Origin of the sequence: Mycobacterium hackensackense (assembly GCF_025822555.1) — a bacterium.
Classification (GTDB): Bacteria; Actinomycetota; Actinomycetes; order Mycobacteriales; family Mycobacteriaceae; genus Mycobacterium; species Mycobacterium fluoranthenivorans.
Genome location: NZ_JACKUC010000021.1, coordinates 26,898 through 39,921, shown reverse-complemented (window position 1 = coordinate 39,921; position 13,024 = coordinate 26,898). Strand labels below are relative to the sequence as shown.

Sequence of the window (13,024 nt, the reverse complement as noted above, 5' to 3'; positions counted from 1 at the left end):
ACTCCTAGGCGTCGCAGACCAATTGACCGGCGACGAGATGTGCGTAGTGGCCGTCAGTGGCCATGAGGCTGTGGTGGTCGCCCGATTCGACGATCCGGCCGGAATCCATCACGACGATCTGGTCGGCATCGATGACGGTGGCGAGGCGGTGGGCGATGACGATGACGGTGCAGCCCATCCGCGCGATGTTGGCGTGCACGGTCGCCTCGGTGACGGTGTCGAGACTGCTGGTGGCCTCGTCGAGCAGCAGGATGCGCGGCTGTGGGGCCAGTGCTCGTGCCAGCGCGAGGCGCTGTCGTTGGCCGCCGGACAGCGACGCACCGGCGTCGACCAGCGGGGTGTCCCATCCCATCGGCATCGCGCGGATGTCGTCGGCGATCCCGGCCAACTCGGCGGCGAGCTCCAGCCTGTCCAGCGTCAGGCTCGGATCTCCGAGCACCAGGTTCTCGCGGATCGACAACCCGAAGATGTACGGGTCCTGGGTCACCACTCCGACCTGCGAGCGCACGCTGCGCGGGTGCAGGGTGTCCAGGTCCAGACCGTCGAGGACCACTCTGCCGCCGGAGGGTTGATACAGCCCGAGAAGCAGCCTGCCCAGTGTCGACTTGCCCGAACCGGACCGTCCGACGATGGCCAGCACCTGGCCCGGCGCGACGGCGAGGTGGACGCTGTCCACGATGGGCGGGCCCTGGGGGTGATACCGGAAGGTGAGTCCTTCGGCGCGCACCGCACCGACGAGGGCCGGGGCGTGCCGCAGTTCGCGCCCCTGGGTCTCGGTCGGGGTGTCGAAGACGTCGTCGAGGCGGGCCAGGTAGCTTCCGAGCAGCTGCACCTGCAAGGCGGTCGCCACCAGAATGCCCAGTGGCTCAAGGAAACCCGTGGCCAGCGCGGCCAGCGCGAGCATCGAGCCGAGTGTCAGGGCACCGGCGCCCACCAGGTGCGCACCGACCAGCAGCACCGCGATCGGCGACAGTAGCGCCAGCCCGTGGATCGCGGTCTGCACCGCAGCTTCCAGCCGGCCGCGCCGCAATGACACGTTCAGTTCGTCGACGAAGTGGTTGGTCCAGTGCGACACGGCGCGCCGTTCCGCCCCGGCGGCCTTGAGGGTCTCGACCGCCGAGAACATCTCGTAGGCATAGGACTGCGACCGGGCTTCGGTGGCCAGTGCCTCACCCATGAGGTGCTGGTTGCGGCGCCGGGCCGCGAGCAGCACGGCTACCTGGGCGGCCCCCAGCACGGTGACCAGCACGCCGAGCGCTGGCGACAACACGAAGATCACCGCGAGATAGAGGGTGGCCAGCGTGCCGTCCAGAAGTGCGGCGATGGTGCCGGTCGTCAGGATCTCGCGGACGGTCGCGTTGCTGCGCAGCCGCATCATCAGATCACCCGACGAACGTTTCAGGAAGAACCCGTAAGGCAGGTCAACGAGGTGTTCCAGGAAGTCGAGCGTCATCGACACGTCGAGCCGGCTGCGCAGTCGCAGCAACAGATGTGCGCGCAGGTAGGTGGCCAGCACCGAATAGCCGATCAGGGCGGCCATCACCGCCGCGAGCACCTTCAGCAGATGCCCGTCGTCGCCGGGCACCACCTGATCGACCACCACACCGGTCAGGATCGGCACGGCCAGCGCCATCACCCGCACCACCACCGAGGTGGCCAGCACCCGCCCGATCCCACTGGAGCGGCCCAGCAGCCGCCGCGCATGATGCCATGCCCCGGCCGCGGCGCGTCCACCCGCGCTGAAGTCGGTGGTGGGCTCCAGCATGACCGCGACGCCGCTGTACAGACCGCCGACGGCCGACCAGGTCAGCCGGTAGCGGCCGGCCGCGGGATCGACGATGGTCACCCCGCGCCGCGTCGCCGAGTGCAGGACAACGAAATGTGCTGCACCCCAATGCAGTATCGTGCCCCGTGGCAGGAACTTCAGATCGTCGAGCTCGGTGGCCACCCCGCGGGCGCGCAGCCCATACGAGGATGCCGCCTCGGCCAGCCGCAATGCGTCGATACCGTCACGGCCGGTGCCGGTGGCCTCATGCATCTCGGTCAGCGAGACGTGCCGACCGTGATAGCCCAGAGCCATCGCCAGCGCCGCGGCGCCGCAGTCGGCCATCTCGGCCTGCGCGATGAACGGGATCGCCCGTCCGCGCCGTTTCACCAGAACCTCGGCAGCAGCACGGTGATCAGCGGTTGCCGGCCGGCCGGCATCTCGAGCCGGCCCGGCGATACGTCGGCGTCGACGGATCGGTTCAGGTCGGCACGCACCTCGGTCGCGGTCACCTCGACCACGACCGCGGTTCGCGTGCCGCCCGACGAATCCCGGAACTGTGCGGTGTCGCCCACCCGGGGGGCGGGCTCGCCGGACCGGATGGCCGACACCCAGGTGCCGTGGGCGACGGCGGGCAACGTCGCCGTCCGGGCGACCGTCCCACTCGCCGCCGCAAGAACGCCCGCCGCGACAAGCAGGCCCAGGGTCCACAACCCGCTGTCGATCCACCCGGGCTGCGCGATCAGGTCACCGGGACGGCCCGATTCGCAATGGCGCTCCCGCCATTGCGCCCGGAATACCGACTCGTGCTGGACCGCTTCGTCACCGCCGTCACCTACACCGGCCATGTCCCCACCTCCGTGCTCATCGACTTGGCTGCCTGTACGAGCGGTGAAGGCGACGGTTGGTGACGCTTTTCACGCCGAACGCCCCGTCGCCGACAGGTGTCGGTGACGGGGCGCTCATCTCGTCATGGTCGGGTGGGTCCGGTCGGTCGGACCAGAGGTGGGGCTGCTGCCCTGGTTGCCTCTGCCGCCGTTGACGAGGCTCAGTTCGGTGGTGGTCAGGGTGCGGATGCTGTGGCGGCGCAGCTCCAGATCGCGGTGCTCGTCATCCATGGATTGGTGTCCTTTCGGTGAGCGGACCCTCGTGGTCCGTCTACAGACAAGGAGGCACGCCGACGCCGCTGGGGACGGTTTTGCCGGGTCGACGGCCGTTCTGCATAGGATTCCGGCATGTCGTCGCACCTGGAGGTCTGGACACCGTCCGGACGGGAGCTGATCCCGTTGGCCGACGAACGGGTGACAATCGGCAAGGCCCCGACGAATCTGGTGGCGCTCGCCCACGACCAGACGGTCTCGCGGTTGCACGCGGTGCTGGAGAATCTCGGATCGGCCTGGTCGCTGCGCGATGTCGGCAGCCGGAACGGGACGTTCGTCAACGGTGAGAAGATCGGCCACGAACGCGTGCTGCGCTCGGGCGACGAGGTCCGGGTCGGCAACTCCCGATTGGTGTTCTGGGACAGCAGAAGTACGGGTGACACCGCACTCGCCGATGCGACGGTGTCCGCCGAGCCGGTTGCGCAGGCGCCCCGCCTGACGCCGCGCGAACTCGACGTCGTGCTCGCGTTGTGCCGGCCGCTGGTGTCCGGTGACCCGTTCCCGGAGCCCGCCTCGGTCCGCCGGCTGGCCACCGAGCTCGTGGTCACCGAGGCGGCCGTCAAGCAGCACCTGCAGAACCTCTACGACAAGTTCGCGGTCCCCGCCGATGGTGACCGTCGCGTCCGGTTGGCCAATGAGGCGTTGCGGCGTGGCGCGGTCACCCTCGCCATGCTCCGCGGCCAGGTCTAAGCGAAGTCGAGGGCCTCGATCGTCGCGACGGCACCTTCGTGGGCCGGGCGGTTCGCGCCACCGATGCAGTACACGGTCTCGCCCACCGCGACCACGGCCTGGGCGTGCCGCGGTGTCGGCATGGGTTTGACGGTGCTCCATTTCCCGTCGGCGGTGTCGTACATCTCGACGGTGCCCAGCACCTGCGTGGGCTCCTCCCCGCCTACGACGACGATCCGGCCGTCCAGGTAGACGGCGCCGTAGCTTCCCCGCGGCGTCGGCATATCCACCAGGCGAACCCAATCCCCGGACGCCGGGTCGAACCGCTCGAACGCGGCCGAATTCTTGTCGGCGGACAGGAACCTCCCGCCGACGGTGTAGACGTAGGTCCCGTCGGACACCGCGGCGAGGTGTTCGCGCGGCGTCGGCAGGTCGGCGGCCTGGCTCCAGGACTGCCCGTCGTACACCTCCGTCGCGGGGACGAGCTGCTTTGCGCTCTGGCCGCCGACCACCACGAGCCGCTCACCGACGACGGCGGCGGCCGCGCCGGCCCGCGCGTGCTGAAGTGCCGGGAGCTCCGACCAGCTTCCCCCGGTGAACGCGAACACCCGGTTGGATGCGTGCCCGATCTCGTCACTGGCGCCCCCGATCACGACCACCTGACCGCGGTAGGTGGCCGCGGTCGCATGGTGCAGGGGTATCGGCAGCGACGGCTGGGTCTGCCACTGGCCGGTCTGCGGATCATAGGTTTCCACGGTGTCCAGGGTGGCGCCGTGCCGGATGCCCCCGATGATCCAGACCTTTCCGTCGAGCACCGTCGACGCCATCATCAACCTCGCCGACGGCGCATCTGGCAGCGTCCGCCACAGTTTCGGTTGGGTTTGCCGGGCCATCAGGGTCAGCGCCTCCGCGGAGGACGTCACCTCGGTGTCACCCGGACCTGTCGAACCGCCGATCGCGTACACCTTGTCACCGATCGCGGCGACGGCCATGCCGTGCCGAGCGGTGCCCATCCCCGGCAACCCCGCCCACGTCTGCGTGGTGAGATCCAGCGCGGCGACGCTGTCGAGAACCTGCCCGCCGGACGTACCACCGACCGCCACCAGCCGTGCGTCGGCGACAGTGACGCCCAGGTCGCTGCGGGGCTGCGGGAGTGGCGGCAACGCGGTCCATGTATTGGCGGCCGGGTCGAATGCCTCGACCGTCGCGAGGTCGGCGGTGCCGTCGGTGCCGCCGACGGCATACACCACCGAGTCATCCGACGCGGCACTCAACAATTGCCGTGACGTCGGCATCGGAGCGGCCCGGGTCCAGGCCGTCCCGTCGAAAACCTCTGTGCCGGTGATCAATCGGCCCGCAGCGTCGACCCCGCCCGTCACCACGATGCGGTCGCCGACCACGGCGGCGGCGCCCGCCGCACGCGGCTGTAGCAGGGGCGGCAGCTCCACCCACCGGCCGTTGACCACCCGCCACACCCGGTTGGTCGCGATCGCGGTGTCCGCGCCTTCGGTCCGGTAGCCCCCGAGGACCACCGGTGTGCCCTGCCAGGTGACGGCCATCGCGTGCTGCACGGGAACCGGTAGGTCGTCGCTGCCCTTCCAGCCGTCGATGATGGGGTCATAGCCCTCGTGCCGTCCGGTGACGCGGTTGTCGGCCCCGACGCCGCCGAAGATCCAGATGGTGCCGTCGGCCTCGGTGGTGGCGGCCGCGGCGCGCGCGACCCGGGCGTTGGTCAGCTGTTCCCAGCCGCCCTGCGCTTGGGGGGTCGGCCGGGCCGGGCTCGTGGTGCCGGTGCCGGTGGCGCTGCCCTTGTCCCGAGCGCCGATCAAGAAGATCCCGCCGGCGACGAGCACGACGATCCCGAGAATCGCCGCGGCCGCGAGCAGCAGCCCCTTGCGGTTGCCGCGCGCACCGATGTTGCGGGTCGGGTCCTCGGATCCCGGGGGCGGCACGGGTGGGGTGAGGGGCGGGAGAGACACGGGTGGGGTACTGGGCGGGAGAAACACAGGCGGGGAGACCGCCGGCAACGAGATGGGAGGGACCGAGTCGGTGAATCCCGCGCGCAGCGGCGTCGCTGCGGTCTCGTCGGTGGGCGGTGCCGGCTCATCGTGGGTCTCGTTCAGCGCCATCGAATCGGCGATCAACCCGTTCTGGTGTTGGACCGCCTGCAGTGCCTGGCCCAATTCCGCGGCCGACGCGTACCGGTCGGCGGCTTCGAGGGACATCGCCTTCTCGATCGCGGCGCACACGGCAGCCGGAATACCTTGCAGCCGTAAGTCCGGGACCGGCGTCGAACTGATCCGCAGGAAATGGGCGACCACCTCTTCGCCCTGTTTGCGTTCGTGGGCGGCGGTGCCGGCGATGAGCGCGTACAGCGTGGCCCCGAGCGAGTAGACGTCGGACTGCACGGTCGGCGGTGCGCCCGCGAGCACCTCGGGCGCGGTGAACGCGATGGTGCCGGTGAAGAATCCCGTCGAGGTTTCGTAACCACCCGCGATCCGCGCGATCCCGAAGTCGCTCAATTGGGGTTCGCCGTATTCGTTGACGAGCACGTTGCCGGGCTTGATATCTCGGTGCAACGTGGACGCCCGGTGCGCGGTTTCCAGTGCCCCGGCCAATTTCACCCCGACGCGCAGGGCGTCGGGCCATCCGATGCGCCCGGACCGTCGCAGCCGCTCGGCGAAGGACCCGCCCGAGTAGTACGGCATGACGATGTAGGGTCTGCTGCTCTCGGTCACCCCGACCTGGAGGATGTTCATGATGTTCGGATGCCCGGACAGGCCGCCCATCGCATAGCCCTCGCGCAGGAAGCGTTCCTGGTTGTCCTCGTTGAGATCGGACGCCAGCACCTTGACGGCCACGCTTCGGCGCAGCGACGTCTGGAAACAGCGGTAGACCACGCCTGCGCCGCCGCGACCGACCTCCACTGCGTCAGCGAATCCGGCATCGGTCAGCTCGGCGACGATTCTCGACTGCGCCGAGGGTGGACCACCCACGCCATCTCCAGCCATCCTCGGCTTTTGCCTTCCCTCCTGAGGCGGCGTTGCGCCGCCCATGCCCCGCATATTCACGCGTTGTCCTGCACCGGGGCTCTCATTCTGACAGAAACCGACAGGATTTCTGCGCCTGCCGACAATTGCTTCCCGGATACACGATGCGCGGGCCGCCGTGGTTCAGTAGTCGGCTTCAGCAGCCAGGATCTCCGCCAGGAAGGCGTCGGGACCCGGCCGGCGCAGCCGGTCGCGCACCATGGCCCGGACCCTTTCGCGTTCCTGCGCCGTCTCGGTGGCGCCGCCCCCGACCGTCACGGTGGTGTCTCGCCAATCACGGTTCCAGGCGACCGGTTCGGACACCGGAACGCCGAGGCTGTCGAACAAGGGAATCGTCGCGGCGCCGGTTCCGTCCAGCGATCCCGAGCCACCGATCTCGCCCGCCGTCACCCCGACCGCGATACCCGCGGGCGAGTGCGGCCCGCCTAGTTCCGCCCGCACCACCACGCTGACGACGCCGCCGTCGGATACCAGTCGCCAGTCCACCGTGTCCTCGGCCGCATCGAAGATGCCGGCCGGGACGGCCGCCCAGCTCACCGACGTCACGCCTGCGGCGATACCCGACGCCGCAGGGCCGGTTCGGTCTGCGCCGGCGACCAGCGCGTAGTCGTCTCGGCGACCCACCCGCACCGGGGCGACCGGGACCACCCCGGCTGCCCCGATATCCTCGGCCAGTTCAGCGCAGGCGCGGGCGATCTCGCCGATGCGCGGGTCACCGAGCGCTGCCTGCGCATCGAGCACGGCAACATGCGGGCGCAACAGCTCGGCCACGTCCGAGTCGAAGGTGTCGTCGGCGAAATACGCCTCGGCGGCCGTCGTCAGAAGCGCCAGTTCACCGGCGAGGATCGCCGGATCGAGTTCGGCGATACCGTCGCGGCTGCTGGCCGGCCACCATCGGCGCAGCCAGTGTCCCAGCGCCAAGCGCCGCAACGGTTCCAGTGCCGCAGCGTAGAAAGTCACGTCCCCGATGTCGACGGGATCTCCGGCGGCCGCCTCGAGCGCGCGGGCGATCGCATCGTGCCCACGCTCGCCGACCACCCGCCAGAGCCAGTCGGCGCGCGCCGGATCCGTGAAGGCGAGGTGCACGTCGGCGGCTGGGCGGTCCACCGGCCAGGACAACACGGCGCCCGCGACCTCCAGCACGGCCGTCAGCGGCACCGGCGCGGGTGCCGGTCCGGTGGACCACAATCCGGATTCCTCGACGAACCTCATGACAGGTCCTGCGCTTCGAGCATGGCTTTGATCCGCTGACGGTGATCCAGGCTGACCGAACGCGATACGCCCTCCAGCAGCTCGCGGACGTCATCGACGTCGGAGCACGACTCCTGCCAGACGTCGCGGCCGTGCAGGCGGGCCCACAACCGATTCAGATACGGCCGGCAGAATGCGGCGAGTTCGTCGACGATCAGCTGCTGGCGCGGATGGATCGGGGCGTCGCCGGCCAGGTAGCGCCGCGCGTGCAGCACATACGCCTCTTTGCGGAGCCTGGCCTGGATCTGGCGCGACAGGTCATGACGGGCCTGCGCCGTCTCGTCGAGCGGCGCAAGATCGACGGCGATGTCGATACCGGCGATCAGCGTCGCCTGCTTGTCCTCGCCCAGTAGGCCCCACGGTGAACAGGCGCGATCGACCTCTTCGGCGCACAGTAACGGCACATCGGGCAGTTCGTCGCGGGCCAGGGCCCGGCGTAGCGTCGCCCGCACGCGGTCGACGACGCTGCGGTCCAGCGGGCGTTCCCCCTCACCGCCGGCGATGGTCGGACATTGTTGCGGTGCAGCGGAACTCAGCCCCAGATCGACGATCGACCAGGGCAGTTCGGCGCCGGCCGAATGTGCCGCGGCCCCGAGGTTGTACGGGGTCGCGTCGGCCACCAAGGCCGACCACACCCGCTGGCGGGCCACCGCGGCGTTGTGCCCGTCGACACTGCCGAGCACGGTGCCCAGCCCGGCCAGGAAGGGGCCGGTGATCTCGTTGCCCGCCCGGACATCGCGCCAGCTGCGGGCCAGCTGGGCCGTCAACGCCGCGACCACGGCATCGTCCCCGATGTGGCGGTTGAGTACCTCGATCGCCGTGCGATCGCGGTCGGAGTGGATGTCGCGCAGCAGAATTCCCGCGCCCACGAGGTCCTCGTCCGACGGTGCACCCTTGGTGACCGCGAGTTCGAAACACAGCGGGAAATAGAGTTCCTGGGCGTTGCCCGTGGTGATGCGCTGTCTGCGGCGCTCTCGCTTGAGCGTGTCGAACCACCGTGCGGTGGCGCGCAGCGTATCGGCGTGGCCGACGATCGCGTCGTGGATCTCGGCGGCGACGTCCGGTGTCACGAACGGCGCCGAATACCTGGTGTTGGAGCGCAGACGCAGCACCAACGGATCGATGATCCGTTTGACCGTCCGGCTCAACGGTCCGCCGTCATCGGCGCTGAGCACCTCGACGCCGGCACCGATGGCGCGCCACGCCTGTTCGATCACCGCGCGGCGGGGTTGCCGCACGGCCACCGGCGTATCGGGGGCTGCGCTCATCGCAACAGGATAGAAGTTGGGTTCGGTAGCCGTGCAGGTCGTCCAGGGTGAACGCATGCTCAGCCTGCCAACCCTGGTGTTCTTCAGCTTCCTGTTCGGCGGAACGGCCGCGGTCCTGCTGGTCCCGACGACCGCCATGGTGCGATCCCGCGGCGTGATCGTCGGGTTGCGCCTCACCGGCGACTTCTGCGCGGACTGCCACGAGGTCGAACTCGACATCATGGTCACCCGTCCCGACGGCGGACAGTTCGCGGCCCGCGAGACGACGATGATTCCCGAAGCGTCGTTGGCGAGCTTCACTCCTGGCAGCATCGTCGACACCTACTACCGTCCCGGCGACGAGTCGTCGGTCGCGGTCGCCGCCCCGGACCCGCGTTGAGGGCTCATCGCGCACCGTCCACCGCGAAGGTGGCGAGGGCGGCCCAGTACAGCGGGCTCGCGGCGCCGTCACCGTCGCGCCAGCGGATCAGCTGGGCGCGTTGCCATGCGTTGACCGCCCGGCCCGCGTCGTCCGCTTCGTGCGCGGAGTCGACGGCGATGACGACTTCGGCCATCGGATCGATGGATTCCGTTGCGGTGCCACTGAACTGGCGGTAGCCGGCGGCGGTGGGCAATGACCACAGCGTGGCCGTGACGAGCACGGCACCGCCGAGGATGAGTGCCGCGACCAGTCCGGTCGCCTCGTCGAACCGGTAGTCGCCACCCGAGGAGCAGGCCAGCAGCGCCGCCCGCGGCGGGATCGGCAACTGCGCGGTCATCAGGTCCGCGGCCGACAGCGGACTGGCGTCGGCCAGATGCACCGCTGCGCGGTCGGCATGGCCGACCTCACCGTCGGCGGCGGTGGCATGGCCGACGAACAACAATCGGCTCGGCGCCGCCGCGAGCTGACCGGCGAACCACCTGCGGTCGGCTTGCGTGCTGCGGAACAGCTCGACCGTCGACTCCACCTGGGGTAGCACGTCGCGGTGGGCCCGGCGCTGCGCGAAGTGGCGGGTCAGCGGACCGGTGGGGTCGGGCCGGCCGAGCACCGAGCCGAGCGCGGAGTCCGGTCGCTGGCCGGGCACGCGCGGGTCGAGGATCAGCAGTGCCGCGTTATCGCACCGCTGTGCCCAGCTCGCCGGCTTTCGCGGGGCGTTGGCGATGTTGGGCGGCGCGGCCAACAGGATGTCGGCGAGTTCGATCAGCCGTCGCCCCGGTGCGTCCGGCATCGCCAGCGCCACCCACGGCACCTGAGCCAGCCCCGCGGTCGGCGCGACGAAGAGCGTGGCCGGCACGTCCCCCGCGGCGGCGACGATCAACTCCCAGCCGGCGGCCGGGATCAGCCCCGCGCCGAGGAGTTCGGCCATCTCCTGCTCGGCCGTCGGCGCCGCGAACGCCCCGGCGGTGAGGGCACGTTCGAGCGCTGTCCGGATCGTCTCGCCCGGACGCGGGTCGGGCAGCGCCTCGCCGAGCCGGTCGCGCACCGCACCGAGGGCGGGCTCGTCGAGCACCCAGGTGACGGTTCGGTCCGGTTGCCCGACGACGCGAAGGCTGCCGTAGGTGGCCACGCCGACGTCGGCGTAGCGCAGTACCAGGGTGGTTTCGCTCATGGCCAGGTGGACCACTCGGCTTCGGCAGAGGTGACGGTCTTGCCGTACCGCTGTTGCGCGAGTTCGCGGTAGTGCGCCAGCACCGGCCCCGTGGCCGGGTCCATCCGCAACGGCGGTAGCGGGCCGAGCCTGGTGAGCGCTCCCCCGGCCGTCGATCCCGGCCCGGACGCGACCAACGCGTATTCGTCGGCGTCGTCGACGGGCACCGCCGCGGTCGCGGTGTCCGCCCAACCCATCGTCAGTGGTGATTGCGGAACGCTGAATGCGCCTCGCGCGCAATGGTATTCGATGAGCTCGCTGACCAGGCCGGTGTTACCCCATTCCCACGCGACGGCGAATGCCCCGGCCAGCAGGCGGCCCGAGACATGGGTGGCCCATCTCATCCGGGCGTCGGCGTCGGCAATGGTGTGCCGCACCGTGTCGACGGCCAGCGCGGCCGGTACCTTGAGATCGGCGGCCCGCGCGAACTTCTCCTCGGCGGTCTCCGTGTCCGCGAGCGCCTCCGCACGCAGGATCGATCCGAGATGGTCGTCGAGCCGCGCGTACTGCAGCCAGCTGCTCCTGGGCCAGCTGTCGAGTAGCTCACGCGCCTCCGCGACACGATCGCCGGCGGCGGCGAAGTCACCGCGCAGGATGTCGACCCAGCTGCGCTGCAACAGGATTCGGTGGATGTGAAGTGGCTTTTCGATCTCACGCCAGTGCCGTTCGGCATGGCTGAGACGCTCGTCGGCGTCGTCGAGGGCTCCCACCGAGATGCTGATCAGGCCGAAGTACAGCCAGCTGCGCGAGACATCGTGGGCGCGGGCGTGTTCGGCGATGACCGGATAGGCGCCGTGCACCAGATCTTGGGCGCGAGCCCGGTCCCCCGCCGCCCACGCCGCGGTGGCGCGCTCCAATTCGGTTCTGGCCGTGGCGAGATCCCACCCACGTGCAAGGGCGCGGGCCCCGGCCCGGCGCAGCCAGGGTTCGGCCTCGGTCAGGCGGCCCGTCTCGACACAGAAACGTCCGTAGCCGGTGCCGGCCAGGACACGCAGGGTATCGTCGAATTCGGTGTCGTCCCCCGGGCCGTCCAGGGCATCGAACACTTTCTCCCACAAGGGAAGTGACTGGACGTGAAGATCGTCATCACACAGGGCGGCCGCGCACAGGATGCGGGCATGGGTCACCAGGTACGCATGCTCGGCGGTCAGGTCGTCGAACCTGCCGGGATCCTCGGCCAGCTGGTGTAGTGCGGCCGCGGCCGCCTCGTGCTCACCGTGGGCGGCGGCCAAACCAGTCTGCAGAAACCGGGCGCGCCGGGTGTAACGGCAGATCATGTGGTCGATTTCGGCCGCGGTCATGGTGATCTGCGCTGCGTCCTCGGGCCGCGTACCCGCCCGGATGCCGCGATAGGTCTGCAGGCAGTCGTCGATACGTTTCATGGCTTCGGTGACTCCGTCATAAGCCGTCCGCACCAGGTAGATCTCGCCGAGTTGAGCGAGAACCTCCAGCATCAGGTCGTCCCGGTCGGCCGCCTCGATCGGCGCCATCAGCGAGAGCAACAGCTCTTTGGCCCCGAGTTCATCGGAGGCGAAGGCCAGCCGTCGGGCCCGCTCCAGATCGTCGGGTATCGACATCGGGCCATCATAAGTGGGCCACCGAAGACGGCGGGCGCGCCAGGCGCGCCCGCCGCCACCGGGGATCTTCGGGTCGCCCCGACGGTGGACGATCAGTTGCAGGTGACCTTGATCTCGAACTTCTTGCTGATCATCCCGGCCATGGGGTTCTTCAGGTCGGCGCCGGCGGCCTCACCGGTGATGGTGTAGGTGCTGCCGTCCACCTTCACATCTGCCGAACCGGTGTTCGCACCGCCCATGGAGGCCACGGCGAGGGCGTTCCCGTCCACCACCAGGCCCAGCGACTCGACCTTCGGAGTTGCCTCGTCGGTCATCACGACGCCCAGGCCCTGCTGGCCGCCGATGGCACCGCTGGCGATGTTGATCTTGCCGCCCTGCTTGACGCAGGTCACCGTCTTGACGTCCAGGCCGGACAGGTCCTGGCCCTCGACCTTGACCTCGGTGCTACCACCCGAGCTGACCTGGGTGCTGCCGTTGTTGGCCGACGGCGTGCTGCCCTTGGATGAGCTGTCGTCGGAGCAGCCGACCAGTACCGCGGCGGCCGCGACCATTCCGATGCCTGCAACCAGAACGCGATTCTTCGTCATTTCGTGAGAGTCCCTTCGTTTCGCCCGGCGCCCCGGTGGCGCGGCGTGGGAGAAGTACATCCGGGCGTC

The 13,024-nt window shown here is 69.8% G+C and carries 11 protein-coding genes; 2 read left to right on the top strand and 9 right to left on the bottom strand.

Features of this window, described 5'->3' with window-relative positions:
- Positions 1-4 precede the first annotated feature (4 nt).
- From H7J86_RS00935 to H7J86_RS00925, 3 genes are all read right to left on the bottom strand, one after another.
- A complete protein-coding gene (locus tag H7J86_RS00935) occupies positions 5-2,155 on the bottom strand; it encodes a peptidase domain-containing ABC transporter (protein ID WP_267288788.1) in 2,151 nt (716 codons plus the stop codon).
- On the bottom strand, positions 2,152-2,613 hold the full coding sequence (locus H7J86_RS00930; RefSeq protein WP_090364274.1) for a hypothetical protein: 462 nt from the start codon (positions 2,611-2,613) through the stop codon (positions 2,152-2,154). Before H7J86_RS00930 ends, H7J86_RS00935 begins: the two co-directional genes overlap by 4 nt.
- 114 nt (positions 2,614-2,727) lie before the next feature.
- Positions 2,728-2,883 (bottom strand): hypothetical protein, encoded by a 156-nt coding sequence (locus H7J86_RS00925; RefSeq protein WP_187095908.1) that lies wholly within the window; start codon positions 2,881-2,883, stop codon positions 2,728-2,730.
- Between the two features lie 117 nt (positions 2,884-3,000).
- Here H7J86_RS00925 and H7J86_RS00920 point away from each other — a divergent pair, with 117 nt between their 5' ends.
- Positions 3,001-3,615, top strand: coding sequence for an FHA domain-containing protein (locus tag H7J86_RS00920; RefSeq protein ID WP_267288786.1), 615 nt, complete (start codon positions 3,001-3,003; stop codon positions 3,613-3,615).
- Here the strand turns inward: H7J86_RS00920 and H7J86_RS00915 are convergent.
- From H7J86_RS00915 to H7J86_RS00905, 3 genes are all read right to left on the bottom strand, one after another.
- Positions 3,612-6,605, bottom strand: coding sequence for a serine/threonine-protein kinase (locus H7J86_RS00915; protein WP_267288784.1), 2,994 nt, complete (start codon positions 6,603-6,605; stop codon positions 3,612-3,614). The two genes, H7J86_RS00920 and H7J86_RS00915, sit on opposite strands and share 4 nt — an antisense overlap.
- A gap of 162 nt (positions 6,606-6,767) precedes the next feature.
- Positions 6,768-7,856, bottom strand: a complete 1,089-nt coding sequence (locus H7J86_RS00910; RefSeq protein WP_267288782.1) for a hypothetical protein — start codon at positions 7,854-7,856, stop codon at positions 6,768-6,770.
- Complete coding sequence (locus tag H7J86_RS00905; protein WP_267288780.1) at positions 7,853-9,163, bottom strand: hypothetical protein; 1,311 nt, start codon at positions 9,161-9,163, stop codon at positions 7,853-7,855. Before H7J86_RS00905 ends, H7J86_RS00910 begins: the two co-directional genes overlap by 4 nt.
- 55 nt (positions 9,164-9,218) lie before the next feature.
- Between H7J86_RS00905 and H7J86_RS00900 the strand changes: the two genes are divergently transcribed.
- Positions 9,219-9,542 (top strand): hypothetical protein, encoded by a 324-nt coding sequence (locus tag H7J86_RS00900; protein WP_139170281.1) that lies wholly within the window; start codon positions 9,219-9,221, stop codon positions 9,540-9,542.
- A 4-nt stretch (positions 9,543-9,546) separates the two neighbouring features.
- Here the strand turns inward: H7J86_RS00900 and H7J86_RS00895 are convergent, their stop codons facing one another.
- The 3 genes from H7J86_RS00895 to H7J86_RS00885 form a co-directional block, all read right to left on the bottom strand.
- Positions 9,547-10,767 carry a CHAT domain-containing protein gene (locus tag H7J86_RS00895; RefSeq protein WP_267288778.1) on the bottom strand — a complete coding sequence of 407 codons (1,221 nt, stop codon included), beginning with the start codon at positions 10,765-10,767 and terminating at the stop codon, positions 9,547-9,549.
- Entirely contained in the window at positions 10,749-12,368 is a 1,620-nt protein-coding gene (locus H7J86_RS00890) for a hypothetical protein (RefSeq protein WP_267288776.1), read from the bottom strand. Before H7J86_RS00890 ends, H7J86_RS00895 begins: the two co-directional genes overlap by 19 nt.
- A 92-nt stretch (positions 12,369-12,460) precedes the next feature.
- The gene (locus H7J86_RS00885) at positions 12,461-12,955 is read right to left on the bottom strand and encodes a lipoprotein LpqH (RefSeq protein ID WP_090364285.1); all 495 of its coding nucleotides are present in this window, start codon (positions 12,953-12,955) and stop codon (positions 12,461-12,463) included.
- Between the last annotated feature and the right edge of the window lie 69 nt (positions 12,956-13,024).

Excerpts from the sequence above, each read along its gene's own strand:
- H7J86_RS00905 (WP_267288780.1), bottom strand. The coding sequence starts at position 9,163 with ATGAGCGCAGCCCCCGATACGCCGGTGGCCGTGCGGCAACCCCGCCGC.
- H7J86_RS00925 (WP_187095908.1), bottom strand. The coding sequence starts at position 2,883 with ATGGATGACGAGCACCGCGATCTGGAGCTGCGCCGCCACAGCATCCGC.
- H7J86_RS00930 (WP_090364274.1), bottom strand. The coding sequence starts at position 2,613 with ATGGCCGGTGTAGGTGACGGCGGTGACGAAGCGGTCCAGCACGAGTCG.
- H7J86_RS00910 (WP_267288782.1), bottom strand. The coding sequence starts at position 7,856 with ATGAGGTTCGTCGAGGAATCCGGATTGTGGTCCACCGGACCGGCACCC.
- H7J86_RS00915 (WP_267288784.1), bottom strand. The coding sequence starts at position 6,605 with ATGGCTGGAGATGGCGTGGGTGGTCCACCCTCGGCGCAGTCGAGAATC.
- H7J86_RS00920 (WP_267288786.1), top strand. The coding sequence starts at position 3,001 with ATGTCGTCGCACCTGGAGGTCTGGACACCGTCCGGACGGGAGCTGATC.
- H7J86_RS00890 (WP_267288776.1), bottom strand. The coding sequence starts at position 12,368 with ATGTCGATACCCGACGATCTGGAGCGGGCCCGACGGCTGGCCTTCGCC.
- H7J86_RS00900 (WP_139170281.1), top strand. The coding sequence starts at position 9,219 with ATGCTCAGCCTGCCAACCCTGGTGTTCTTCAGCTTCCTGTTCGGCGGA.
- H7J86_RS00885 (WP_090364285.1), bottom strand. The coding sequence starts at position 12,955 with ATGACGAAGAATCGCGTTCTGGTTGCAGGCATCGGAATGGTCGCGGCC.